20 protein-coding genes are annotated in these 24,282 nt (G+C 72.0%); 11 read left to right on the top strand and 9 right to left on the bottom strand.

Annotated features, from left to right (window positions below; all coding sequences use genetic code 11):
* Window positions 1-63: 63 nt before the first annotated feature.
* From QSK45_RS26920 to QSK45_RS26910, 3 genes are read right to left on the bottom strand one after another with little or no spacing between them, the layout of a single operon-like run.
* Complete coding sequence (locus tag QSK45_RS26920) at window positions 64-333, bottom strand: hypothetical protein (RefSeq protein ID WP_285561312.1); 270 nt, start codon at window positions 331-333, stop codon at window positions 64-66.
* A 35-nt stretch (window positions 334-368) separates the two neighbouring features.
* Complete coding sequence (locus tag QSK45_RS26915) at window positions 369-638, bottom strand: hypothetical protein (protein ID WP_285561310.1); 270 nt, start codon at window positions 636-638, stop codon at window positions 369-371.
* 35 nt (window positions 639-673) lie between these two features.
* Window positions 674-1,594, bottom strand: a complete 921-nt coding sequence (locus QSK45_RS26910; protein WP_285561496.1) for a hypothetical protein — start codon at window positions 1,592-1,594, stop codon at window positions 674-676.
* A gap of 171 nt (window positions 1,595-1,765) precedes the next feature.
* Here QSK45_RS26910 and recD2 point away from each other — a divergent pair, with 171 nt between their 5' ends.
* Window positions 1,766-4,042, top strand: coding sequence for an SF1B family DNA helicase RecD2 (gene recD2, locus QSK45_RS26905; RefSeq protein ID WP_285561308.1), 2,277 nt, complete (start codon window positions 1,766-1,768; stop codon window positions 4,040-4,042).
* A gap of 178 nt (window positions 4,043-4,220) precedes the next feature.
* Window positions 4,221-5,510: a citrate synthase gene (locus QSK45_RS26900; protein WP_285561305.1), complete on the top strand. Its 1,290-nt coding sequence runs from the start codon at window positions 4,221-4,223 to the stop codon at window positions 5,508-5,510.
* A gap of 511 nt (window positions 5,511-6,021) precedes the next feature.
* Here the strand turns inward: QSK45_RS26900 and QSK45_RS26895 are convergent.
* From QSK45_RS26895 to QSK45_RS26885, 3 genes are all read right to left on the bottom strand, one after another.
* Complete coding sequence (locus QSK45_RS26895; protein WP_285561304.1) at window positions 6,022-8,340, bottom strand: heavy metal translocating P-type ATPase; 2,319 nt, start codon at window positions 8,338-8,340, stop codon at window positions 6,022-6,024.
* 86 nt (window positions 8,341-8,426) lie between these two features.
* Complete coding sequence (locus QSK45_RS26890; protein ID WP_285561302.1) at window positions 8,427-8,666, bottom strand: heavy-metal-associated domain-containing protein; 240 nt, start codon at window positions 8,664-8,666, stop codon at window positions 8,427-8,429.
* A 74-nt stretch (window positions 8,667-8,740) separates the two neighbouring features.
* Window positions 8,741-9,685, bottom strand: coding sequence for a PrsW family glutamic-type intramembrane protease (locus QSK45_RS26885; RefSeq protein ID WP_285561300.1), 945 nt, complete (start codon window positions 9,683-9,685; stop codon window positions 8,741-8,743).
* A 173-nt stretch (window positions 9,686-9,858) separates the two neighbouring features.
* On the opposite strand from QSK45_RS26885, the gene QSK45_RS26880 reads away from it, so the two are divergent.
* Window positions 9,859-10,902: a zinc-dependent alcohol dehydrogenase family protein gene (locus QSK45_RS26880; RefSeq protein ID WP_285561299.1), complete on the top strand. Its 1,044-nt coding sequence runs from the start codon at window positions 9,859-9,861 to the stop codon at window positions 10,900-10,902.
* A gap of 22 nt (window positions 10,903-10,924) precedes the next feature.
* Here the strand turns inward: QSK45_RS26880 and QSK45_RS26875 are convergent, their stop codons facing one another.
* Window positions 10,925-11,125: a helix-turn-helix transcriptional regulator gene (locus tag QSK45_RS26875; protein WP_085564809.1), complete on the bottom strand. Its 201-nt coding sequence runs from the start codon at window positions 11,123-11,125 to the stop codon at window positions 10,925-10,927.
* A gap of 484 nt (window positions 11,126-11,609) precedes the next feature.
* Here QSK45_RS26875 and iolC point away from each other — a divergent pair, with 484 nt between their 5' ends.
* The 8 genes from iolC (at window position 11,610) to QSK45_RS26835 (ending at window position 23,154) form a co-directional block, all read left to right on the top strand.
* Window positions 11,610-12,560 (top strand): 5-dehydro-2-deoxygluconokinase, encoded by a 951-nt coding sequence (iolC, locus tag QSK45_RS26870; RefSeq protein ID WP_285561295.1) that lies wholly within the window; start codon window positions 11,610-11,612, stop codon window positions 12,558-12,560.
* Window positions 12,557-13,474, top strand: coding sequence for a Cgl0159 family (beta/alpha)8-fold protein (locus tag QSK45_RS26865; protein ID WP_285561293.1), 918 nt, complete (start codon window positions 12,557-12,559; stop codon window positions 13,472-13,474). Before iolC ends, QSK45_RS26865 begins: the two co-directional genes overlap by 4 nt.
* 7 nt (window positions 13,475-13,481) lie before the next feature.
* Window positions 13,482-14,306: a 5-deoxy-glucuronate isomerase gene (gene iolB, locus QSK45_RS26860; RefSeq protein WP_285561292.1), complete on the top strand. Its 825-nt coding sequence runs from the start codon at window positions 13,482-13,484 to the stop codon at window positions 14,304-14,306.
* Window positions 14,303-16,171 carry a 3D-(3,5/4)-trihydroxycyclohexane-1,2-dione acylhydrolase (decyclizing) gene (iolD, locus tag QSK45_RS26855; RefSeq protein ID WP_285561290.1) on the top strand — a complete coding sequence of 623 codons (1,869 nt, stop codon included), beginning with the start codon at window positions 14,303-14,305 and terminating at the stop codon, window positions 16,169-16,171. Before iolB ends, iolD begins: the two co-directional genes overlap by 4 nt.
* A gap of 16 nt (window positions 16,172-16,187) precedes the next feature.
* Entirely contained in the window at window positions 16,188-17,690 is a 1,503-nt protein-coding gene (gene mmsA, locus QSK45_RS26850; RefSeq protein WP_285561288.1) for a CoA-acylating methylmalonate-semialdehyde dehydrogenase, read from the top strand.
* Between the two features lie 392 nt (window positions 17,691-18,082).
* The gene (locus tag QSK45_RS26845) at window positions 18,083-19,483 is read left to right on the top strand and encodes an APC family permease (RefSeq protein WP_285561286.1); all 1,401 of its coding nucleotides are present in this window, start codon (window positions 18,083-18,085) and stop codon (window positions 19,481-19,483) included.
* 171 nt (window positions 19,484-19,654) lie between these two features.
* Window positions 19,655-22,306: an alpha/beta fold hydrolase gene (locus tag QSK45_RS26840; protein WP_285561284.1), complete on the top strand. Its 2,652-nt coding sequence runs from the start codon at window positions 19,655-19,657 to the stop codon at window positions 22,304-22,306.
* Window positions 22,303-23,154 (top strand): ABC transporter permease, encoded by an 852-nt coding sequence (locus QSK45_RS26835; protein ID WP_285561282.1) that lies wholly within the window; start codon window positions 22,303-22,305, stop codon window positions 23,152-23,154. The genes QSK45_RS26840 and QSK45_RS26835 overlap by 4 nt, the downstream gene beginning before the upstream one ends.
* 72 nt (window positions 23,155-23,226) lie before the next feature.
* On the opposite strand, the gene QSK45_RS26830 is transcribed toward QSK45_RS26835, so the two are convergent.
* Complete coding sequence (locus QSK45_RS26830) at window positions 23,227-23,634, bottom strand: rodlin (protein WP_285561280.1); 408 nt, start codon at window positions 23,632-23,634, stop codon at window positions 23,227-23,229.
* A gap of 208 nt (window positions 23,635-23,842) precedes the next feature.
* Complete coding sequence (locus QSK45_RS26825) at window positions 23,843-24,253, bottom strand: rodlin (RefSeq protein WP_285561278.1); 411 nt, start codon at window positions 24,251-24,253, stop codon at window positions 23,843-23,845.
* Window positions 24,254-24,282 lie beyond the last annotated feature (29 nt).

Below are 24,282 nucleotides of genomic sequence, written 5' to 3'. Positions count from 1 at the left end.
GTCGGTGCCTTGACGTTCTTCGCGGGGGCGTGCCCCTGCCGGGCCGAGCGGCCTGACGGTTCCTCACTCGTCGGTGAACAGCTCGTGGGCGTCGGTCGCGTGGACGGCGCGTTCGGCCCAGGTCTCCAGCCGGTCGAGGTCGGTGCAGGTCTCGATGCGTTCGCGGGCGGTGTCGGGGATGGGGATGCGGCGTGATTCGAGGATGCGGAGGGCCATCCGGCGGGAGCCCTTGATGAGCCCCTCCTCGCGGCCTTCCTCGCGGCCTTCCTCGCGCCCCTCCTCTCGTACCTGTTCGGCCAGGGGGTGGCGCCAGAAGTACTGGATTCGTCCCACGTGGGTCACTCCCCGGTCTTCGGCCTGACGGTCCCTCACTCGTCGGTGAACAGCTCGTGGGCGTCGGTCGCGTGGACGGCGCGTTCGGCCCAGGTCTCCAGTCGGTCGAGGTCGGTGCAGGTCTCGATGCGTTCGCGGGCGGTGTCGGGGATGGGGATGCGGCGTGATTCGAGGATGCGGAGGGTCATCCGGCGGGAGCCCTTGATGAGCCCTTCCTCGCGGCCTTCCTCGCGGCCTTCCTCGCGCCCCTCCTCTCGTACCTGTTCGGCCAGGGGGTGGCGCCAGAAGTACTGGATTCGTCCCACGTGGGTCACTCCCCGGTCTTCGGCCTGACGGTCCCTCACTCGTCGGTGAACAGCTCGTGGGCGTCGGTCGCGTGGACGGCGCGTTCGGCCCAGGTCTCCAGCCGGTCGAGGTCGGTGCAGGTCTCGATGCGTTCGCGGGCGGTGTCGGGGATGGGGATGCGGCGTGATTCGAGAATGCGGAGGGTCATCCGCCGGGAGGCCTCGATGAGCCCTTCCTCGCGACCTTTCTCGCGCCCCTCCTCGCGGCCTTCCTCGCGCCCCTCCTCCCGTACCTGTTCTGCCAGGGGGTGGCGCCAGAAGTACTGGACCGTCTTCATCAAGTCCCTCCACATCTGCTTCGCCTGGGGGTAGGTCAGGCAGGAGTCGACGAACTGCGCGTAGACCGCGGCGGTGTCGTAGTCGATGGTCTTCAGGGCGGCTACCAGGGATTCCAGTATGGCCGGAGTCTGCGGTCCACGTCCGTGTGTCATGGCCGAGAGGACCGCGAGGGACGGGTCCCGGCCGGCCCGGTCCGCGTCGGTGATCATCGGCACGTTGTCCGGCCCCAGCACCAACGGACGCACCGTCATCGAGTGCCAGTCGCGTAACCCGAACCGGATGGGCCGCGATGCCCACTCGGCGGTCGTACTGCTCTGCGTGATCACGATCAGCACCGGTTCGCAGCGGTACTTCTCGTACAAGTAGGCGAGGTAGTAAGGCCAACTGCCCCGTTTCCGGTCGTCCACCTTCCCCTGTGACTCCACCACCAGCAGATACGTGCCCTCGTCCGTCTCCGCCCGCATCAGCGTGTCCACTCGCCGCTCGATCGGTTCGATCTCGGTGAGGTCCACGTTCAGCGCCGCGATCTCCCGCGGCTTGGGGAACGGCACGTGCAGCACCCGCTGCAACGCCTGCGTCAACAAGGTCGGATCCTTCTGGAAGATCCTGTGCAACGCCTCGTGCGACGAGCCGACCATCGACACTCCCTCCTGTCGTACGACGTGATCAACGAGCCGCATCGCCAGAGGTTGCATATGCCGGAAGAAAATGCCGCAGCTTCGCATCGCACGCTCACGAAAGTTCGGCCGCGAGGGCCGCCGACCCGCCCGGCCTCCACCCCTGTCACACCCCACCGCTACCGTCGACCCATGGCGCAACAGGCGGGGACCCACACCGGTGAGCGGCGGACGGCCGTGCTGGAAGGTGTGCTGGAGCGGATCACGTACGCCAACGAGGAGAACGGGTACACCGTTGCCCGGGTCGACACCGGCAGGGGCGCCGGGGAGCTGCTCACCGTCGTCGGTGCGCTGCTCGGCGCCCAGGTCGGGGAGTCCCTGCGGATGGAGGGGCGGTGGGGGACGCATCCCCAGCACGGGAGGCAGTTCCAGGTCGAGAACTACTCGACCGTCCTCCCCGCCACCGTTCAGGGCATGCGGCGTTACCTCGGCTCGGGGCTCGTCAAAGGGATCGGGCCCGTCTTCGCCGACCGGATCACGCGGCACTTCGGCATCGACACCCTCCGCGTCATCGAGGAGGAGCCCGAGCGGCTGATCGAGGTCCCGGGACTCGGGCCCAAACGGACGAAGAAGATCGCCGAGGCGTGGGAGGAGCAGAAGGCGATCAAGGAGGTCATGCTCTTCCTCCAGACCGTCGAGGTGTCCACCTCCATCGCCGTGCGGATCTACAAGAAGTACGGGGACGCGTCGATCGACGTCGTCAGGAAGAACCCCTACCGGCTCGCCGCCGACGTCTGGGGCATCGGCTTCCTCACCGCCGACAAGATCGCCCAGTCCGTCGGCATCCCCCACGACAGCCCCGAGCGCGTCAAGGCCGGTCTCCAGTACGCCCTCTCCCAGTCCGCCGACCAGGGCAACTGCTACCTGCCCGAGGAACGGCTCATCGCCGACGCCGTCAAACTGCTCCAGGTCGACACCGGGCTCGTCATCGAGTGCCTGGCCGAGCTGGCCCGGGAGGGGGAAGGGGGAGAGGATCCAGGGGTCGTACGGGAGAAGGTCCCGGGGCCCGCCGGCGGCGAACAAGACGTCACCGCCGTCTACCTCGTCCCCTTCCACCGCGCCGAGATCTCCCTCTCCTCCCAGCTGCTCCGCCTCCTGCGCACCGACCAGGACCGCATGCCCGGCTTCCGGGACGTGGACTGGGACAAGGCCCTCGGCTGGCTCCGGCGGCGCACCGGTGCCGACCTCGCCCCCGAGCAGGAAGCCGCCGTCAGGCTCGCGCTCACCCGGAAGGTCGCCGTGCTCACCGGCGGCCCCGGCTGCGGCAAGTCGTTCACCGTCCGGTCCATCGTGGAGCTGGCCCGCGCCAGACGGGCCAAGGTGCTGCTCGCCGCGCCGACCGGCCGCGCCGCCAAGCGGCTGGCCGAGCTGACCGGGGCCGAGGCGTCCACCGTGCACCGGCTGCTGGAGCTGAAGCCGGGGGGAGACGCGGCGTACGACCGGGAGCGGCCGCTCGACGCCGACCTCGTCGTCGTGGACGAGGCGTCCATGCTGGACCTGCTCCTCGCCAACAAGCTGGCGAAGGCCGTACCGCCCGGGGCGCACCTGCTCTTCGTCGGGGACGTCGACCAGCTGCCCAGCGTCGGCGCGGGGGAAGTGCTCAGGGACCTCCTCGCCGAGAACAGCCCCGTCCCCGCCGTCCGCCTCACCCGCGTCTTCCGCCAGGCCCAGCAGTCCGGCGTCGTCACCAACGCGCACCGGATCAACGCGGGGCAGCACCCGCTCACCGACGGGCTCAAGGACTTCTTCCTGTTCGTGGAGGACGACACGGAGGCGGCGGGGCGGCTCACCGTGGACGTGGCGGCACGGCGGATCCCGGCCAGGTTCGGGCTCGACCCGCGGCGCGACGTGCAGGTGCTCGCGCCGATGCACCGGGGGCCGGCGGGCGCGGGAGTGCTCAACGGGCTGCTCCAGCAGGCCATCACCCCCGCCCGCCCCGACCTGCCCGAGAAGCGGTTCGGCGGGCGGGTCTTCCGGGTCGGCGACAAGGTGACCCAGATTCGCAACAATTACGAGAAGGGGAAGAACGGGGTCTTCAACGGCACCGTGGGCGTCGTCACCGCGCTCGACCCGGTCGACCAGCGGCTGACGGTGCTGACGGACGAGGACGAGGAGGTTCCGTATGAGTACGACGAACTGGACGAACTCGCCCATGCGTACGCGGTGACCATCCACCGGTCACAGGGAAGCGAGTATCCCGCCGTGGTGATTCCCGTCACCACGGGAGCATGGATGATGTTGCAGCGGAACCTGCTGTACACCGCCGTGACGCGGGCGAAGAGGCTGGTCGTCCTCGTCGGGTCGCGCCGCGCGATCGGTCAGGCGGTGCGCACCGTGTCCGCCGGACGGCGGTGTACGGCCCTGGACTTCCGGCTCCTCCCGAAAAATGATCGATCAAATGAGTCGTGAAGGTCACAGAGCACTTCCAGATGCCTCTCCGAGGGGGCAGGATAGGCAGGCTGACGGCACTGAGTGCCGTCAATAGGCCCAATGGTCGACCCCGAGTGCACTCTCCTGAGCCAAATGGGGGATGGTAGAGACAGTCAGGGCACCTCGAAGATGAGGCACTACGTCGGTGAGGGAAGACGTGAGCGACAACTCTGTAGTACTGCGGTACGGCGACGGCGAGTACACCTACCCGGTGGTCGACAGCACCGTCGGTGACAAGGGCTTCGACATCGGGAAGCTGCGCGCCCAGACCGGGCTGGTGACCCTCGACAGCGGGTACGGCAACACGGCCGCCTACAAATCCGCGGTCACCTACCTCGACGGCGAGGCGGGCATCCTCCGCTACCGCGGCTACCCCATCGAGCAGCTGGCCGAGCGCTCCACCTTCCTGGAGGTGGCGTACCTGCTGATCCACGGCGAGCTGCCCACCGTGGACGAGCTGACGACGTTCAAGGGCGACATCACGCGGCACACGCTGCTGCACGAGGACGTCAAGAACTTCTACAAGGGCTTCCCGCGCGACGCCCACCCGATGGCCATGCTGTCCTCGGTCGTCTCGGCGCTGTCCACCTTCTACCAGGACAGCCACAACCCGTTCGACGAGAAGCAGCGCAACCTCTCCACGATCCGGCTGCTCGCCAAGCTGCCGACGATCGCGGCGTACGCGTACAAGAAGTCGATCGGTCACCCGTTCGTCTACCCGCGCAACGACCTCGGCTACGTCGAGAACTTCCTGCGCATGACCTTCTCGGTCCCGGCCGACGAGTACGAGCTGGACCCGGTCGTCGTCTCCGCGCTGGACAAGCTGCTGATCCTGCACGCCGACCACGAGCAGAACTGTTCGACCTCGACGGTCCGCCTCGTCGGCTCCTCGCAGGCCAACATGTTCGCGTCGATCTCCGCCGGCATCTCGGCGCTGTGGGGCCCGCTGCACGGCGGCGCCAACCAGTCCGTCCTGGAGATGCTGGAGGGCATCAAGGAGAGCGGCGGCGACGTCGACACCTTCATCCGCAAGGTGAAGAACAAGGAGGACGGCGTCCGCCTGATGGGCTTCGGCCACCGGGTCTACAAGAACTTCGACCCGCGCGCCAAGATCATCAAGGCCGCCGCGCACGACGTCCTCTCGGCCCTCGGCAAGTCCGACGAGCTGCTGGACATCGCTCTCAAGCTGGAGGAGCACGCGCTCTCCGACGACTACTTCGTCTCGCGCAGCCTCTACCCGAACGTCGACTTCTACACCGGTCTGATCTACCGGGCCATGGGCTTCCCGACCGAGATGTTCACGGTCCTGTTCGCCCTCGGCCGCCTGCCGGGCTGGATCGCCCAGTGGACCGAGATGATCAAGGAGCCGGGTTCCCGCATCGGCCGTCCCCGCCAGATCTACACGGGCGTGGTCGAGCGCGACTTCGTGCCGGTCGAGGCCCGCTGAGCCGGAGACGCGCTGCCTGGGACGAGGCAGAGAAGAAGGCGCCCTGAGACGCCGGTCCCCCCACGGGCCGACGACCAGGGCGCCTTCTCATGTCCCGGTGCGGATTCCCCCCACGGGATCCGGGCCGGGCGCTCGGAGAGGACAGCGCCTGAATCGCTGTCGATGTGCGGTCTGCCGGGACAGGCACGCCGGGAGGGCCGCTCAAAGCTTCCCGGTGTACGTGCCCCGGCAACGCATCTCCGGGGACGTCCCCCAAGACATCCCCAGACGCCGGGTCAGCGCCCCCCAAGACGCCGATCCGACATCGCCAACTTAGACCTTCGAACCCCTTCGATGGTTAGGTTCACATCACTGTGATCTGCGTCTCTTGCATATGTCCCTTTAATGCGCAAGGGCCCCGATACGGCGAACGGGGCCCAGGCGTAAGGATGATGCGCGAGCCTTGTGAAGAGCTTATGTGAGGCTCGCGCCCGTCTCTAGGGGGACTTTGGTCCCGAGTTCGGCGGGACCATCAGCGGAACCGGCGCAGCCGCAGGCTGTTGGTGACCACGAACACCGAGGAGAACGCCATCGCGGCGCCCGCGATCATCGGGTTCAGCAGCCCCGCGGCGGCCAGCGGCAGCGCGGCCACGTTGTAGCCGAACGCCCACACGAGATTGCCCTTGATGGTGGCCAGCGTCCGTCGGGACAGCCGGATGGCGTCCGAGGCCGTCCGCAGGTCGCCGCGGACCAGCGTCAGATCGCCGGCCTCGATCGCGGCGTCCGTGCCGGTGCCCATCGCGAGGCCCAGGTCGGCGGTCGCGAGGGCGGCCGCGTCGTTGACCCCGTCGCCGACCATGGCCACCGCGCGGCCCTCGCCCTGGAGGCGCCGCACGACGTCCACCTTGTCCTCGGGCAGCACCTCGGCGTACACGTGCTCGGCGTCGATGCCGACGGCCTTGGCGACCGACTCGGCGACCGTCCGGTTGTCCCCGGTGAGCAGCACCGGTGTCAGTCCGAGGGCGCGCAGCTCGCGGATCGCCTCGGCGCTGGTCTCCTTGACCGCGTCGGCGACCGCGAGGACCCCGCGGGCCCGCCCGTCCCAGCCCGCCAGGACGGCCGTACGGCCCTCGCGCTCGGCCTCGCGAGCCGCGCGGGCCAGCTCCTCGGGGACGTCGTCGTACAGGCGCCCCACGGCCACCTCGCGCCCGTCCACGCGCCCGCGCACACCCCGCCCGGGGACGTTCTCGAAGTGCTCGACCGAGGGAAGGGCGCCGGTGCGCTCCTCGGCGCCGGTCGCGACGGCGCGGGCGACGGGGTGCTCGGAGGCGTGCTCCAGGGCACCCGCGAGGCGCAGCAGCTCCTTCTCGTCCTCGCCGTCCGCGGCGTACACCGCCTGGAGGGTCATCCGGCCGGTGGTGACGGTGCCGGTCTTGTCCAGGACGACGGTGTCGACGCGGCGCGTGGACTCCAGGACCTCCGGGCCCTTGATCAGGATGCCGAGCTGGGCGCCGCGCCCCGTGCCGACCATCAGCGCGGTCGGCGTGGCGAGGCCCAGCGCGCAGGGGCAGGCGATGATCAGCACGGCGACGGCCGCGGTGAACGCGGCGACCGCGTCCCCGGTGACGCCGAGCCAGACGCCGAAGGTGGCGAGCGCGATCAGGATGACCACGGGCACGAACACGGCGGAGACGCGGTCGGCGAGCCGCTGCACCTCGGCCTTGCCGCTCTGCGCGTCCTCGACCAGCCTGGCCATGCGCGCGAGCTGGGTGTCGGCGCCGACCCGGGTGGCCTCCACGACGAGCCGGCCGCCCGCGTTGACCGTGGCGCCGGTGACCTTGTCGCCGGGGCCGACGTCCACCGGCACCGACTCGCCGGTCAGCATGGAGGCGTCGACCGCGGAGACGCCCTCGACCACGGTGCCGTCGGTGGCGACCTTCTCGCCGGGCCGTACGACGAACCAGTCGCCGACCGCGAGGGAGGAGACGGGCACGCGCACCTCGCGGCCGCCCACCCGTCTCCCGTCGCCGCCCTCAGAGGAGAGCGCTTCGCGCTCGCCCTCCTCGTATCGCAGCACCGCCACGTCCTTGGCGCCCAGCTCCAGCAGGGCCTTCAGGGCCGCTCCCGCGCGCCGCTTGGAGCGGGCCTCCAGGTAGCGGCCGAGCAGGATCAGCGCGACGACGCCGGAGGCGACCTCCAGGTAGATGGTGGAGGCGCCGTCCATGCGGGAGACGGTGAGGCGGAACTCGTCGTGCATGCCGGTCATCCCGGCGTGGCCGAAGAACAGCGCCCACAGCGACCAGCCGAACGCGGCCAGCGTGCCGACCGAGACCAGGGTGTCCATGGTGGCCGCGCCGTGCCGGGCGTTGGTCCAGGCGGCGCGGTGGAAGGGCGCGCCGCCCCAGACGACGACGGGCGCGGCGAGGGTGAGGGAGAGCCACTGCCAGTTGTCGAACTGGAGGGCCGGGATCATCGCGAGCAGCACGACGGGGGCGGCGAGCAGCGCGGAGACGAGCAGACGGTGGCGCAGGGCGCCGAGTTCGGGGTCCTGCCCGGCGGACCCCGGGGCCGCGGTCGCGGCCTCGGGTTCGGGCCGCGGCGGGGCGGGTTCCTCGGCGGTGTACCCGGTCTTGACGACGGTGGCGATCAGGTCGGCGACCTCGACGCCCGCGCCGTAGTGGACCTTCGCCTTCTCGGTGGCGTAGTTGACGGTGGCGCTGACGCCGTCCATCCGGTTGAGCTTCTTCTCCACCCGGGCCGCGCAGGACGCGCAGGTCATCCCGCCGATGAGGAGTTCGACCTCGGACGTCGTACCGGGGGTTATGGCTGTCTCTGCGATGGTGCTGGTCATGTCCGGACTCCAGACATCGGACCGGGGCGCGCGGAGCCAGTATCAGCTGGTCGGCGCGGCCGGTCGGGGCTGTGGAAGGGTGGTGCTCAGGCCTTGCCGGCCAGCTCGAAGCCGGCCTCGTCCACGGCGGCGCGGACGGCCTCGTCGTCCAGCGGGGCCGCGGAGACGACGGTCACCTCGCCGCTCGATGCGACGGCCTTCACCGAGGTGACGCCGGGGAGCTGGGAGATCTCGGCGGAGACGGACCCCTCGCAGTGGCCGCAGCTCATGCCGGTGACCTGGTAGACGGTGGTGACGGAGGCCGAAGTGTCGGTCTGGGCGCTCATGTCGTTCTCCTCGTCGTGGCTGTGGGGCCGGTGGTGTTCCCGATGCTTCCCCCCACTCTCCTCAGAGTATACCCCTAGGGGGTATTTTTCCAAGGCGGATTCCGTCGGGTGAGTGACAGCGCCCAGGCGAGGGCGGCCAGTGCGACGAGGGCGGGGCCGAGGGTCGCGACCAGCGTGAGCAGATGCTGCTGCGAGGCGCTCGGCTGGGGCGGGTACCCGGGCGCGAACAGTCCGGGCTCCACGCCCCGGCCGGTGAGCCGTACGACCAGCCAGGGCGCGACGCCCCGCGCCGTGTCCGCGAGGGCGTGCAGCAGGGCGGCGCCCACGCACGCGGCGACCACCGGCGGGGCGTACCGCAAGCGCCCGTCCGGGCGGCGCAGCGCGAGCAGCACACCGCCCCCGATCGCGGTCCACAGGCCCTGTCCCAAGGGGGCGAGCAGCCCGCGCGCCAGCTCCGTCTCCAACTGCCCCCAGAGGTCCGGGGCGGAGAGGGCGGCGTCGAGGGCGTGGCCGGTGCTCTCCAGCGCCGCGAAGCCGACACCGACGGCCGCGCCGAGCACCAGTCCGGCCCGCATGCCGTGCACGGCCGGCTGCCGGCGCAGCGCGAACGCCAGCGCGCCCAGCTTGGCCACCTCCTCGGCCAGGGCGGTGGTCAGGAACCGGCCGGGGGAGGGGTGCGGCACGTCCGACGCGGCGAGCGAGGCGCCGAGCACGCCGAGCGCGCCGCCCGCGAGGAAGCAGCCGAGGACCGCGCTGACGCCGAGGTCCCGGCCGTGCCGCTCGTACGCCCACAGCACGAAGACCACGGGCACCAGGAAACCGCCGAGCAGGACGGGCACCGGCAGCGCGGCCGTGCTGCGGGTCGCGAGGGCCAGCACCGCGGTCGCTGCCCACACCGCGAGCCCACCGCCCAGGCAGCGCTTCCACAGGCCCGCGCCGATGCGGGGGTACGGCGGCGGGGGCTGCTGCGGGTGGGGGATGCGGGCCTTGGGTGTGCCGGGCGGCGGGGGGTGGCTCACGTGGGTCGTCCCCTCGGGCTGCGGGCAAGGGCGGATCACCGGTGACGCGCCGGGTGTCTCCCGGGTGATTCCTCCGCACCTTAGGCAGATGTGCCGGTCCGTCGCCGTCCTCGTGCGCCGTACGCGTGACGGCCCGACGGTGGCGGTCCGCGGTGGCGTGAAAAGGTGGGCGCATGAGAGCGGTGCTGTTCGAGGAGTTCGGGAAGCCGGCCGAGGTGCGGGAGGTGCCCGACCCGGCGCCCGCGGAGCACGGGGTCGTGGTCCGGGTCGAGGCGACCGGGCTGTGCCGCAGCGACTGGCACGGCTGGATGGGCCACGACGCCGACATCGTGCTGCCGCACGTGCCCGGACACGAACTCGCCGGTGTGGTCGAGGCGGTGGGCACCCGGGTGACCGGCTGGCGGCCCGGCGACCGGGTCACCGTGCCGTTCGTGTGCGCCTGCGGTGGCTGCCCGGCCTGCGCGGCGGGCGACCAGCAGGTGTGCGAACGGCAGACCCAGCCCGGCTTCAGCCACTGGGGCTCCTTCGCCGAGTACGTCGCCCTCGACCACGCGGACGTGAACCTCGTGGCGATCCCGGACGGCATGGCGTACGGCACCGCCGCGGGTCTCGGCTGCCGCTTCGCCACGGCCTTCCGCGCCGTGGTGCAGCAGGGGCGGGCCGCGGCCGGGGAGTGGGTCGCGGTGCACGGCTGCGGCGGGGTCGGCCTGTCCGCGGTGATGATCGCGGCGGCGGCCGGGGCGCGGGTGGTCGCCGTCGACATCTCGCCGGGGGCGCTGGAACTGGCGCGGACGTTCGGGGCGGCGCACTGCCTGGACGCGCGTGCGGTGCCCGACACGGCCGCGGCGGTGCGGGAACTGACCGACGGCGGTGCCCATCTCTCGCTGGACGCGCTCGGTTCGCCCGTCACCTGCGCCGCGTCCGTCGGCTCCCTGCGCCGCCGGGGCCGGCACGTCCAGGTCGGACTGCTGCCCTCGGCCGACGGTACGACCCCGGTGCCGATGGCCCGCGCGATCGCGCTGGAGCTCGAACTCCTGGGCAGCCACGGCATGGCCGCGCACACCTACCCCGGCATGCTGGGCCTGGTCCGCTCCGGCGTCCTGCGTCCCGACCTCCTGGTGACGTCCACGATCCCGCTCGACGCGGCCCCGGCGGCCCTCGCGGCGATGGGGAAGGCGCCGGGGGCCGGGGTGACGGTCGTCGAGCCGTGGGCGTGACGCCCCCGCGGGCGGCGGGACGTCAGTCGGGGCGCCGCCCGCGGCTGCTCGGCCGGGCGGCGACCCAGGCGCGGACGGTGTCGGCGTACCAGTAGGGCTTGCCGCCCTCCACATGGTCCGGTGGGGGCAGCAACCCGTGTTTGCGGTACGACCGCACGGTGTCCGGCTGCACCTTGATGTGCGCCGCGATCTCCTTGTACGACCAGAGCCTGCGGTCGGTCATGAGCTGCACCTCCCTGCGCGCGCCGCGGCGGCGGCCGGGGACGGCCGTCGGTGGAGCCGGGCGCTGTGCTGGCGATCACCAAGCCTGCGCCCGGACAACGACGCACCGTGACCAACGGTCAGCCCCTGTCGTCCGGGTGTGACGCAGCGCCCGCGTACGCGCGACATGTGTGACAGAGGCGAGTTCTTTGTGACACGTCTGCGGCAAAGCGCCCCGCGGGCGCGGGTGTGGCCGGCGTCGGGGCGGGGCATGGGTGGGCCGGCGTGGCGACCGGCTCCGCCGTGGCCGGGCCCGCGGCGTTCCGCGCCCCGCTGTCCTGCCGGCCGCCTCCGGATCCCGCCGCCGATCGCCGCCGCCCCGCTGAACCCGGCCACGATCGACCGGCCGTGCCACCACCCCCCCATCGTCCGAATGTCCGGACAAAATATTGACAGCGATCGTGGGCAGGACTACAAAGCCGGGGAGGCGTGATGAAGGGGAGTCGATGGGGTACGACCTGATCACCATGGGGCGGATCGGAGTGGATCTGTATCCGTTGCAGGCCGGGGTTCCGCTCGCGCGGGTGACGACCTTCGGGAAGTTCCTCGGGGGGTCGGCGACCAACGTCGCGGTGGCCGCGGCCCGGCTCGGACGCACCGCCGCCGTGATCACCCGTACCGGTGACGACCCGTTCGGCGCCTACCTGCACGACGCGTTGCGCGCGTTCGGCGTCGACGACCGCTGGGTCACCTCCGTGTCCGGGCTCCCGACCCCCGTCACCTTCTGCGAGGTCTTCCCGCCCGACGACTTCCCGCTGTACTTCTACCGGCAGCCCAAGGCCCCCGACCTGGAGATCGAGGCCGGCGAGCTGAACCTCGACGCGATCCGCGCGGCCCGGGTCTTCTGGGTGACCGGCACCGGGCTCAGCGAGGAACCGAGCCGTACCGCGACCCTCACCGCCCTCGCCCACCGGGACAGGTCCGGCACCACCGTGTTCGACCTCGACTGGCGCCCGATGTTCTGGCGCGACCCGGACACCGCCCGCCCCTTCTACGCCGAGGCGCTGCGCCACACCACCGTCGCCGTCGGCAACCTGGACGAGGTGGAGATCGCCACCGGGGTGCGCGAACCCCACGCCGCCGCACGGGCGTTGCTGGACGCGGGCGTGCGGCTCGCCGTGGTGAAACAGGGCCCCAAGGGCGTCCTCGCGGTCAGCGCCGAAGGCGAGTCCGTCGAAGTGCCCCCGCTCCCCGTCACCGTCCTCAACGGACTCGGCGCGGGCGACGCGTTCGGTGGCTCCCTGTGCCACGGGCTGCTGGCCGGCTGGGACCTGGAGACCACCATGCGCCACGCCAACGCGGCCGGCGCCATCGTCGCCTCCCGCCTGGAGTGCTCCTCCGCGATGCCCGGCCCGGACGAGGTGGCCGCCGTACTCGCCGCCGGAGCCGTGCGGTGAGCACGGGCCGCGCCGGCAGCCCGCCCCGCGTCGACGTCGCCGACCTGGTCCGCGTCCGCGCCCGGAACCCCGAGGCCATCGCCGAGGCCGCCGCCCGCCGCCGGCGCCGCCCGCTGCTGGACGACAGCGGCCGGCTGATGATCGTCGCCGCCGACCACCCCGCCCGCGGCGCCCTCGGCGTCGGCGACCGGGCCCTCGCCATGGCCAACCGCGCCGACCTCCTCGAACGCCTGTGCCTCGCGCTGTCGCGGCCCGGCGTCGACGGCGTCCTCGCCACCGCCGACATCCTGGACGACCTGCTGCTGCTCGGCGCCCTGGAGCACAAGGTCGTCATGGGCTCGATGAACCGCGGCGGACTCCAGGGCGCCGGCTTCGAACTGGACGACCGCTTCACCGGCCACCGCCCCGAGGACATCGACCGCCTCGGCTTCGACGCCGGCAAGCTGCTGCTGCGCCTCGACTACACCGACCCGGGCTCCCTGGCCACCCTGGAGTCCGCCGCCCGCGCCGTCGACGCCATGGCCGAACGCCGGCTCCCGGTCTTCGTCGAGCCGTTCATCAGCCGCCGCACCCCCGAGGGTGCCCTCGTCAACGACCTCTCCGCCGAGGCCGTCACCCGCGCCATCGCCATCGCCTCGGGCCTCGGCGGCAGTTCGGCCTACACCTGGCTGAAGGTCCCGGTCACCGAGAACCCCGACGACATGGCCGAGGTCATGCGGACCTCCACCCTCCCCGCCGTCCTGCTCGGCGGCGACATAGGCGACGCGCCCGGCGACCGGGTCGCCGCCCACGAGAAGTGGCGCGGCGCGCTGCGACTCCCCACCGTGCGCGGCCTGGTGGCCGGCCGCTCGCTGCTGTACCCGGCGGACGGCGATGTGGCCGCCGCCGTGGACACCGCCGTACGACTGCTGTGAGGGTGGTATGACCAGCACCGACCTGTATCTGCCCCGGGGCACCACCGCGAGCGCCGAGTACGCGCTCGACATCGATCCGAAGCGCGCCGGGTGGACGTACAGCGGTCTGCGTATCGTCGAGTTGTCCCCCGGTCGTAGCCATACGTTCATCACCGGGAACAGTGAGTGGATCGTGCTTCCGCTGGAAGGCGGATGTACCGTTCGAATCGAGGAAAGCGAGTTCCAACTCCTGGGTCGGGACAGCGTGTTCGCGGGGGCCTCGGACTTCGCGTACGCACCCCGGGACGCCCGGGTCCAGATCGCCTCCGGCGCGGGAGGCCGCTTCGCCCTGGCAGGAGCGAAGTGCGAGCGACGACTCCCCGCCCGCTACGGCCCCGCGCCGGAGGTCCCCGTCGAGCGGCGCGGCAGCGGCACCTGCGCCCGCCAGGTGCGCAACTTCGCCTCCGCCGACGCCTTCGACTGCGACCGGCTCATCGCCGTCGAGGTCCTCACCCCCGGCGGCAACTGGTCCTCGTACCCGCCGCACAAGCACGACGAGCGCCGGCCGGGCGAGGAGTGCGTGCTGGAGGAGATCTACTACTTCGAGATCGACGGTCCGAACGGCCTCGGCTACCAGCGGGTGTTCCCCTCGCGCGAGGGCGGCGCCGACGTGCTCGCCGAGGTCCGCTCCGGCGACGCCGTCCTCGTCCCCGACGGCTGGCACGGCCCCTCCATCGCCCAGCCCGGTCACGCCATGTACTACCTGAACGTCATGGCCGGGCCCGGCAGGACGCGGGAGTGGCGGATCCGCTTCCACCCCGACCACACCGAGACCACCGGGGGCTACCGATGACGATCCGGCTGACCGTCGCCCAGGCGCTCGTCCGCTTCCTCGCCGTCCAGTACTCCGAACGCGACGGCGAGCGACGGCGGTTGATCGGCGCCACCTGGGGCATCTTCGGCCACGGCAATGTCGCGGGGATCGGGCAGGCGCTGGTCGAGTACGCGGGCGTGATGCCGTACCACCAGGGCCGCAACGAGCAGTCCATGGTGCACGCGGCCGTCGGCTACGCCCGCCAGTCGGGCCGCCTCGCCACGCACGCGGTGACGACGTCGATCGGCCCCGGCGCCACCAACCTCGTCACCGGCGCCGCCCTCGCCACCGTCAACCACCTCCCCGTCCTCCTCCTCCCCGGCGACGTGTTCGCCACCCGCCCCGCCGACCCGGTGCTCCAGCAGCTGGAGGTGCCGTACGCGGGTGACGTCTCGGTCAACGACACGCTGCGCCCGGTGTCCCGCTACTTCGACCGGATCACCCGCCCGGAGGCGCTGGTCCCGGCCGCCCTGCAGGCCATGCGGGTGCTCACCGACCCCGTCGAGACCGGCGCCGTCACCCTCGCGCTGCCGCAGGACGTGCAGGCGGAGGCGTACGACTGGCCCGAGGAGTTCTTCGCCGAGCGGGTGTGGACCGTACGGCGACCGGGCGCGGACCCGGTCGAGCTGGCCCGCGCGGCACGGGCGGTGCGGGTGGCGCGCCGGCCCCTCGTCGTCGCGGGCGGCGGCGTCCACCACAGCCGCGCCGAGGCGGCCCTCGCCGCGTTCGCCTCGGCGACCGGCATCCCCGTCGCCTCCACCCAGGCGGGCAAGGGCTCCCTGCGCTACGACCATCCGCAGGACGTCGGCGGGATCGGCCACACCGGCACCGCGACCGCCGACGAACTGGCGCGCACCGCGGACCTGGTGATCGGCGTCGGCACCCGCTTCACCGACTTCACCACCGCCTCCGGCACCCTCTTCCGGCACCCGGAGGCGCGCTTCGTGCACCTCAACATCGCGCCGTACGACGCCCACAAACTGGCCGCGCTGCCCCTGGTCGCGGACGCCCGCACGGGGCTGGAAGAGCTGACCGGGGCGCTGGCCGCGTACCGGGCGGACGGCGCGTACGTCGACGAGTACACGCGGGGCAAGGAGCGCTGGGAGCGGCGGGTGGACGCCTGTTTCGCGGCGGAGCCGACCGCCCGGCCGACGCAGCCGCAGGTCATCGGCGCCCTCGACGCCCTGGTGGACGAGTCGGACATCGTGGTCAACGCGGCCGGGTCGCTCCCCGGCGACCTGCACAAGCTGTGGCGGGCGCGGTCGGCCGACCAGTACCACCTGGAGTACGGCTACTCCTGCATGGGCTACGAGATCCCGGCCGCCCTCGGCGTGAAACTGGCGGCGCCCGAGCGGAACGTGTGGGCGCTGGTCGGGGACGGTACCTATCTGATGATGCCGACGGAGCTGGTGACCGCCGTGCAGGAGGGCATCGCGATCAAGGTGCTCCTGGTGCAGAACCACGGGTACGCGTCGATCGGCGGTCTCTCGGAGTCGGTGGGCGGCGAGCGGTTCGGCACCGCGTACCGGTTCAGGAACGAGGAGGGGGCGTACAGCGGTGCGCCGCTGCCCGTCGACCTCGCGGCCAACGCGGCCAGCCTGGGTATGCGGGTGCTGCGGGCGGGGACCGCGGGGGAGCTGCGCGCGGCGCTCGCCGAGGCACGGGCCGCCGACACTCCCACATGTGTCTACGTCGAGACCGAAACGTCCGACACTGTGTCGGGCGCGCCCGAGGCGCAGGCCTGGTGGGATGTTCCTGTGGCCGCGACCGCGACCCGAACCCCCGCGGTCACGGCACGCGAGCAGTACGAACGGCACGTCTCGACCCGACGCCGCCATCTGTGAGAAGGAGTCTCTGGGCATGACGAAGATCGTCAACCACTGGATCGGCGGGAAGACCGTCGAAGGCGCGTCGGGCACGTACGGGCCGGTCACCGACCCGGCGACCGGCGCGGTGACCACCAAGGTCGCGTTCGCGTCGGTCGAGGAGGTGGACGCCGCGGTCGCCGCCGCGAAGGACGCCTTCGCGACCTGGGGCCAGTCCTCGCTCGCGCAGCGCACCACGATCCTCTTCGCGTTCCGCGCGCTGCTGGACGCGCACCGCGACGAGATCGCGGAGCTGATCACCGCCGAGCACGGCAAGGTGCACTCCGACGCGCTCGGCGAGGTCGCCCGCGGCCTGGAGATCGTGGACCTGGCCTGCGGCATCACCGTGCAGCTCAAGGGCGAGCTGTCCACCCAGGTCGCGAGCCGGGTGGACGTGGCCTCGATCCGCCAGCCGCTCGGCGTGGTCGCGGGCATCACGCCGTTCAACTTCCCGGCGATGGTCCCGATGTGGATGTTCCCGATCGCCATCGCGACCGGCAACACCTTCGTGCTCAAGCCGAGCGAGAAGGACCCGTCGGCCTCCGTCCGCATCGCCGAGCTGCTGGCCGAGGCCGGACTGCCGGACGGCGTGTTCAACGTGGTGCACGGCGACAAGGTGGCCGTGGACCGCCTCCTGGAGCACCCGGACGTGCAGGCCGTCTCCTTCGTCGGCTCCACCCCGATCGCCCGCTACATCCACGCCACCGCCTCCGCCAACGGCAAGCGCGTGCAGGCCCTGGGCGGCGCCAAGAACCACATGCTGGTGCTGCCGGACGCCGACCTGGACGCGGCGGCCGACGCGGCCGTCTCCGCGGCCTACGGCTCGGCCGGCGAGCGCTGCATGGCGATCTCGGCCGTCGTCGCGGTGGGCTCCGTCGGTGACGAGCTGGTGGCGAAGATCCGCGAGCGCGCGGAGAAGATCAAGATCGGTCCGGGCAACGACCCGACGTCCGAGATGGGTCCGCTGATCACCGCCGCCCACCGCGACAAGGTGGCCTCCTACGTCACCGGCGCGGCCGCCGAGGGCGCCGAGGTGGTCCTCGACGGCACCGGCTACACGGTCGAGGGCCACGAGGACGGTCACTGGATCGGCATCTCGCTGCTCGACAAGGTGCCGACGACCTCCAGGGCGTACCAGGACGAGATCTTCGGCCCGGTGCTGTGCGTGCTGCGCGTGGACACGTACGAGGAGGGCGTGGCGCTGATGAACGCCTCGCCGTTCGGCAACGGCACCGCGATCTTCACCCGGGACGGCGGCGCCGCCCGCCGCTTCCAGATGGAGATCGAGGCCGGCATGGTCGGCGTCAACGTGCCGATCCCGGTGCCGGTGGGCTACCACTCCTTCGGCGGCTGGAAGGACTCGCTCTTCGGCGACCACCACATCTACGGCAACGACGGCACGCACTTCTACACCCGCGGCAAGGTGATCACCACCCGCTGGCCCGACCCGGCCGACGCCCCCGCCGGCGTGGACCTCGGCTTCCCGCGCAACCACTGACCGTGAGGTAAGGCCGCCGCTCCACCCCTGTCAGGTCGTCCGGATACCGGACGGCCTGACATTTTTTTGACACACCTGCTGCGGTTCCCGTTCATGCGGATGAAACGGGTGACGAAGGGGTTAAACCTAAGTGACCATGGAAAGCAAGGTCAGAACGCGTACAGGCTTGTTGGATGCATCAATGAGGTCTTGTCGCCTGCGAATCTGATCCAAGGCGAGAGATGCTCCTGGTGCGGATTCCGAAGGTAAACAGCCATTGACGTGGCGGTTTTCGTCGGGGTTCCCTATGGGCGCCAGGGAGCGGACGAGAGACGTACGACGACGAGCCGCCGGAGGCGATAGCGCTCCCGGGCCCCCACCCCCTTACGCACGAGTCGATCGGATTCCGCCGCATGACCGACACGCTCCGCCCTGCCGAGACGAGCCTCCCCGAGGCCTCCGGCAGCCCCCAGAAGCTCAAGCGCTCCATCGGAGTGGTCGGCGGCACCCTGCTCACCCTCTCGTGCGTCACGCCCGCGTCCACGCTCTTCGTCATCGTGCCCGACCTGTTCTCCAGCCTGGGCACGGCGACGGCGATCTGTCTGGCCATCGGCGCGCTGCTCTGTATCCCGGTCGCCTTCTGTTACTCCGAACTGGGCACCCTGATCCCCAGCGCGGGCGGCGAGTACGCCATGGTCTCCACCCTGGCCGGACGGCTGGCCGGCTGGCTGGCCTTCGTGATGTCGCTCCTCGTCGTGATGATCGTCCCTCCGGTCATCGCGATGGGCACCGCCGACTACCTCGCCCCGATCGTCCACCTCGACCCGTCCTGGACCGGCGCGGGCGTGATGATCGCGGCCACCCTCGCGGGCCTGCTCGACCTGCGCGCCAACGCCTGGATCACCGGCATCTTCCTGGTCCTGGAGGTCATCGCGGCCGGCGTCGTCGCCGTGCTGGGATTCGCCCACGCCCACCGCGGTCTCGGCGCCCTCACCTCCTTCCAGATCGCCGGCGAGCACGCCCACGTCGAACCGGTGACGGCGATGATGGTCCTGTCGGGACTCGCCATCGCGCTCTTCGCCACCCAGGGCTTCTCCACCGCCGTCTACCTCTCCGAGGAACTGGAGAACCCGCGCCGCAACGTCGCCCGCACCGTCCTCGCGACCCTGGCCATCTCCAGCGTGGTCATCCTGGTGCCGGTCGCGGCGATCACCCTGGGCGCCGGTGACCTCACGACCCTGACCGGCGGCAACATCAGCGACATGGTCATCGCCTGGAGCAACTCGGCGGTCGGCACCTTCGTCAGCCTGTGCGTCGCCCTGGCGATCATCAACGCCGGCATCGTGATGGTCATCCAGAACTCCCGCGTCCTGTTCGCCTCCGCCCGCGACAAGGCCTGGCCCTCGCCGGTCAACACCGCCCTGTCCAAGCTGGGCCGCTTCGGCTCCCCGTGGGTCGCCACCCTGATCGTGGGCGTCCCCGGCGCGTTCCTCTGCTTCGTCAACCTGGACACGCTCTACGGCGTGACCGGCGTCGCCGTCACCGCGCTCTACCTGCTGGTCGCCGTCGCCGCCCTGCTCGCCCGCCGCGGCCACCACAGCACCCGCAGGGCCTGGCGGATGCCGCTGTGGCCCGTCATGCCGGTCCTGCTGATCGCCGTCCTGGTCTACATCCTGGTCGAGCAGGAGGTCTCCTACCTGATCTGGACCGGTGGCATCACCGTCGCCGCCACCCTCTACTGGGCCTTCTACCTCCGCCCGCGCCAGGAGACCCGCTGGCTGGTGTCCGTCCCCGAGGACGCCCAGGAGGTCTGAGCCCCTCCACCCGCGCGCGGCCCCCGGTACCCCCCTCACCTTCGGTACCGGGGGCCGCGCCGTCCTACCACGGATGAAGTACGGGACCCGCGGCCCTACTCCCTCGGGAGGGGCCCTGGTTCAGCCCTGGGGGGCCGGGCGGATGCCACCGGCGGCCCGTACCGTTGAGGCATGGATCTTCGTGTGGCCCGGCTGCGAGGGCTGCTCAGGGGGCCGCGGCGGCTGGTGGCCGCCGCGGCCGCCGTCGTGGTGCTCGCGGGTGCCGGTACGTGGACGGCCGCGGCCTCCGGCGGGCCGCCGCCCGTGCACCGCGCCGACCGGACGATGGCCATGCCGGGCGGGGTGCGCCTGGACACCTCGTACTTCACCGCGGGCCCCGCCGGCCGCCGGCCCGCCGTGCTGCTGGCGCACGGCTTCGGCGGCAGCAAGGACGACCTGCGCCGGCAGGCCGAGGACCTCGCCCGCCACGGGTACGCGGTCCTGACCTGGTCCGCGCGCGGCTTCGGCAGGTCCACCGGCAGGATCGGGCTCAACGACCCGAAGACCGAGGTCGCCGACGTCTCCCGGCTCGTCGACTGGCTGGCGGAGCAGCCCCAGGTACGGCTCGACAGGCCCGGCGACCCCCGCGTGGGTATCGCCGGCGGCTCGTACGGCGGCGCGGTCTCCCTGCTCGCCGCCGGATACGACCACCGGGTGGACGCCATCGCCCCCGCCCTGACCTACTGGAACCTCGCGGACGCCCTGTTCCCGAACGGCGTGTTCAAGAAGCTGTGGGCCGGGGTCTTCTTCGGCGAGGGCGGCGGCTGCGCCCGCTTCGAGCCCGCGCTGTGCCGGATGTACGACCGGGTCGCCGCCTCCGGCACCCCGGACGCCGCGGCCCGCGCCCTGCTCCAGGAGCGCTCGCCGTCCGCCGTCGGCTCCCGCATCGAGGTGCCCACCCTGCTGGTGCAGGGCCAGACCGACTCGCTCTTCACACTCGGCCAGGCCGACGCCGCCGAGCACGCCATCAAGGCCAACGGCGCCCCCGTCGACGTCGACTGGGTCGCGGGCGGACACGACGGCGGCGACCTGGAGACCGGCCGCGTCCAGAACCGGGTGCGCGCCTGGTTCGACCGGTACCTGAAGGGCGACCGGGGCACCGGCACCGGCCCGGCCTTCCGGATCACCCGCACCGGAGGCGTCGACTCCACGAACGGCACCGCCCAGTTGCGCGGGGCGAGCGCGGACGCCTACCCGGGCCTGCGCGCCGACCGGCACGACGTGCCCCTGTCCGGCCGTGAGCAGCGCTTCGCCAACCCGGCCGGCGCCGCCCCGCCCGCCGTCTCCGCGCTGCCCGGCCTCGGCGGCTCGGGTGGCCTGGGCCGGCTGTCCGCGCTCGGCCTCGGCACCGCCCTCGACTTCCCGGGCCAGTACGCCCGCTTCGACTCCGCGCCGCTGACCCGCACCCTCCGGATCACCGGCACCCCGACCGCCCGCATCCATGTGACCTCGACCAGCGGCGACGCCGTGCTCTTCGGCAAGGTCTACGACGTCGGCCCCGACGGCGGACGACAGGTGCTGCCCTCCCAGCTCGTCACCCCCTTCCGGGTCACCGGAGCCAGGACCGGCAGGGACGTCACGGTCACCCTCCCGGCGATCGACCACGAGGTGCAGAAGGGCCACCGGCTCCGCCTGGTCCTCGCCGCCACCGACCTCGGCTACGCCTCACCGGCCGCCCCGGCCACCTACACCGTCGCCCTCCGGAGCGCCCTCAGCGTGCCGACGGCGCCCGCCGTGACCACCGCCGCGGCCCCGCTGCCCGCCTGGGTGTGGTGGCTGCCGCTCGCCGGCGCGGGCGCCGCCCTCGTCCTGCTGCTGACCGCCCGCCGTCGTACGGCCGCCCCCGCGCCCGACCCCGGACTGGCCGAGGTCCCCCTGGTGATCAAGGACCTGAGCAAGCGGTACGCCGGGTCCGCCGACCGGTACGCGGTGCGCGAGCTGTCGTACCGCGTCGAGCGGGGCCAGGTGCTCGGTCTGCTGGGGCCCAACGGCGCGGGCAAGACCACCACCCTGCGCATGCTGATGGGCCTGATCACCCCGGACGAGGGCGAGATCCGCGTCTTCGGGCACGCGGTCCGCCCCGGCGCCCCGGTGCTGTCCCGGGTCGGCGCCTTCGTGGAGGGCGCGGGCTTCCTGCCGCACCTGTCCGGGCGGGAGAACCTGGAGCTGTACTGGCGGGCCACCGGCCGGCCCGCCGAGGACGCCCACCTGGCCCAGGCCCTGGAGATCGCCGGCCTCGGCGACGCGCTGGCCCGCGCCGTACGCACGTACTCCCAGGGCATGCGCCAGCGCCTGGCCATCGCCCAGGCCATGCTGGGCCTGCCCGACCTGCTCATCCTGGACGAGCCCACCAACGGCCTCGACCCGCCCCAGATCCGGGAGATGCGCGAGGTGATGATCCGCTACGCGGCCGCCGGGCGCACCGTGATCGTCTCCAGCCACCTCCTCTCCGAGGTGGAGCAGTCCTGCACCCACCTCGTGGTGATGGACCACGGCCGGCTCGTCCAGGCCGGACCGGTGCGGGACATCATCGGCTCCGGCGACACCCTGCTCGTCGGCACGGCCGCGCCGGTGGAGGAGCCCGTCGTGGAGAAGGTGGCCGCCCTGCCCGACGTCGCCTCCGCGGTGCGCACGGAGGACGGGCTGCTGGTGCGCCTCGAAGCGGGCGGTACCGCCGAGCGGCTGGTCGTGGAGCTGGTGCGGCTTTCGGTGCCGGTCGCCTCGGTCGGCCCGCACCGCCGTCTGGAGGACGCGTTCCTCACCCTGATCGGAGGTGCCGCATGAGCACGCTCACCGAGGTGGCCTCCGGTTACCGCACCCGGGGCACCCTGCCGCTGCGCGTGGAGCTGGTCCGCCAGCTCAAGCGGCGCCGCACCCTGGTCATGGGCGCGCTCCTCGCCGTCCTGCCGTTCGTGCTGTTGGTCGCCTTCGCCGTCGGCCACCCCTCGGGGCGCGACGGCGAGGTCACCCTGATGGACACGGCCACCGCGTCCGGGGCCAACTTCGCCGCGGTCAACCTGTTCGTCTCGGCCGGCTTCCTGCTGGTGGTGCCGGTCGCCCTGTTCTGCGGGGACACCGTCGCCTCGGAGGCCAACTGGTCCTCGCTGCGCTATCTGCTGGCCGCGCCCGTGCCCCGGGCCCGGCTGCTGTGGTCCAAGCTGGTGGTGGCCCTCGGCCTGAGCCTCGCCGCGATGGTGCTGCTGCCGCTCGTCGCCCTCGCCGTCGGCACCGCCGCCTACGGCTGGGGACCGCTCCGCATACCCACCGGCGGCGAACTGGACAGCGGCACCGCCGTGCAGCGGCTCGTGGTGGCCGTGGCGTACGTCTTCGTGTCCCAACTGGTCACCGCGGGGCTGGCGTTCTGGCTGTCGACCCGGACGGACGCCCCGCTCGGCGCCGTCGGCGGCGCGGTCGGGCTGACCATCGTCGGCAACGTCCTGGACGCGGTCACCGCCCTCGGCCACTGGCGCGACTTCCTGCCCGCGCACTGGCAGTTCGCGTGGGCCGACGCGTTCCAGCCGCACGCCGAGTGGACCGGCATGATCCAGGGCGCCTCGCTGTCGGTCACCTGCGCCCTCGTGCTGTTCGCCCTGGCCTTCCGGGGGTTCGCCCGCAAGGACATCGTCTCCTAGCCGGTCGTCGGGAGAGCGAGGCGGCGGGCCACCGGGTGTTCCGGTGGCCCGCCGCCGTTGGGGCTCGGTCGCTCAGCCGTTGCCGGCGCCGTTGCCGGAGAGCGCGGAGATGTCGTCCAGGATGTGCGAGAGCGGCTCGTCGCCCTTGGCCTGGGTGGAGTTCTCCGTGCACTGCTGGTTCTGCGGCGAGGACAGGATCGGAAGGTCCTGGACGCCGAGCGGGGCGGCGCCGATCAGCGACTGCGCGTTGATCTTCGCCGGCAGGCCGACGCAGGGCTTGTTCAGCGAGCCCTGGACCAGCGAGAGCTGCGGGCTCATGGCGCCGGAGGTGGCCGAGTTGCCGAAGGACGACGTGGCGCCGTTGCCGCTGAACGACGTGGTGCCGTGGTCGTCACCGATGGCGAGGGCCTGGGGAGCCGCCGCACCGGCGAGACCGGCGATGGAGGCGGCGACGGCCGCGGTTGCCCACAGCTTCTTCATGTTCATTTCCCTTTCGAACGGCGGGCTCCGGGGGAGGAGCTGCGTGTTCGTCAACTGCCGCGAACGGCCCTTGGTTGCGGCTTTTGCACCATTTGGAGCAGCGTGATCGGATGAGTGGACGAACGTTCCGTCGGGGGATCGTCCCCCGCACGGCGAGGCGGCGGGCCGCCGGGTGTTCCGGTGGCCCGCCGCCGTGGGGCTCGGTCGCTCAGTGGTTGCCGGTGCCGTTGCCGGAGAGCGCGGAGATGTCGTCCAGGATGTGCGAGAGCGGCTCGTCGCCCTTGGCCTGGGTGGAGTTCTCCGTGCACTGCTGGTTCTGCGGCGAGGACAGGATCGGGACGTCCTGGATGCCGATGGGCGTGGCGCCGGTCAGCGACTGAAGGTTGAGCTTCGCCGGCAGGCCGATGCAGGGCTTGTTGAACGACCCCTGGATGAGCGCCATCTGGGGACTCATGTTGCCGTATGTGGCCGAGTTGCCGAACGCCTGGGAGGCGCCGTTGCCGCTGTACGACGCGGTGCCCGTGTCGTTGCCGATGGCCAGGGCCGGCGACGCGGCAGCGGCGGAGGCGCCGACGACAGAGGCGGCGACCGCGGCGGCGGCCAGAACCTTCTTGATCACTTACTCATTCCCTTCTGAAGAAACCCCGT

This window comes from Streptomyces hygroscopicus subsp. hygroscopicus, assembly GCF_030269125.1.
GTDB lineage: Bacteria > Actinomycetota > Actinomycetes > Streptomycetales > Streptomycetaceae > Streptomyces > Streptomyces hygroscopicus_C.
This window is presented reverse-complemented; position numbering and strand designations above follow the sequence as displayed.

Coding starts and splice junctions, on each gene's coding strand:
- iolD (WP_285561290.1), top strand. CDS start 14,303: ATGACGATCCGGCTGACCGTCGCCCAGGCGCTCGTCCGCTTCCTCGCC.
- QSK45_RS26830 (WP_285561280.1), bottom strand. CDS start 23,634: ATGAAGAAGCTGTGGGCAACCGCGGCCGTCGCCGCCTCCATCGCCGGT.
- mmsA (WP_285561288.1), top strand. CDS start 16,188: ATGACGAAGATCGTCAACCACTGGATCGGCGGGAAGACCGTCGAAGGC.
- QSK45_RS26835 (WP_285561282.1), top strand. CDS start 22,303: ATGAGCACGCTCACCGAGGTGGCCTCCGGTTACCGCACCCGGGGCACC.
- iolB (WP_285561292.1), top strand. CDS start 13,482: ATGACCAGCACCGACCTGTATCTGCCCCGGGGCACCACCGCGAGCGCC.
- QSK45_RS26910 (WP_285561496.1), bottom strand. CDS start 1,594: ATGGTCGGCTCGTCGCACGAGGCGTTGCACAGGATCTTCCAGAAGGAT.
- QSK45_RS26840 (WP_285561284.1), top strand. CDS start 19,655: ATGGATCTTCGTGTGGCCCGGCTGCGAGGGCTGCTCAGGGGGCCGCGG.
- QSK45_RS26890 (WP_285561302.1), bottom strand. CDS start 8,666: ATGAGCGCCCAGACCGACACTTCGGCCTCCGTCACCACCGTCTACCAG.
- QSK45_RS26875 (WP_085564809.1), bottom strand. CDS start 11,125: ATGACCGACCGCAGGCTCTGGTCGTACAAGGAGATCGCGGCGCACATC.
- iolC (WP_285561295.1), top strand. CDS start 11,610: ATGGGGTACGACCTGATCACCATGGGGCGGATCGGAGTGGATCTGTAT.
- QSK45_RS26880 (WP_285561299.1), top strand. CDS start 9,859: ATGAGAGCGGTGCTGTTCGAGGAGTTCGGGAAGCCGGCCGAGGTGCGG.
- QSK45_RS26895 (WP_285561304.1), bottom strand. CDS start 8,340: ATGACCAGCACCATCGCAGAGACAGCCATAACCCCCGGTACGACGTCC.
- recD2 (WP_285561308.1), top strand. CDS start 1,766: ATGGCGCAACAGGCGGGGACCCACACCGGTGAGCGGCGGACGGCCGTG.
- QSK45_RS26845 (WP_285561286.1), top strand. CDS start 18,083: ATGACCGACACGCTCCGCCCTGCCGAGACGAGCCTCCCCGAGGCCTCC.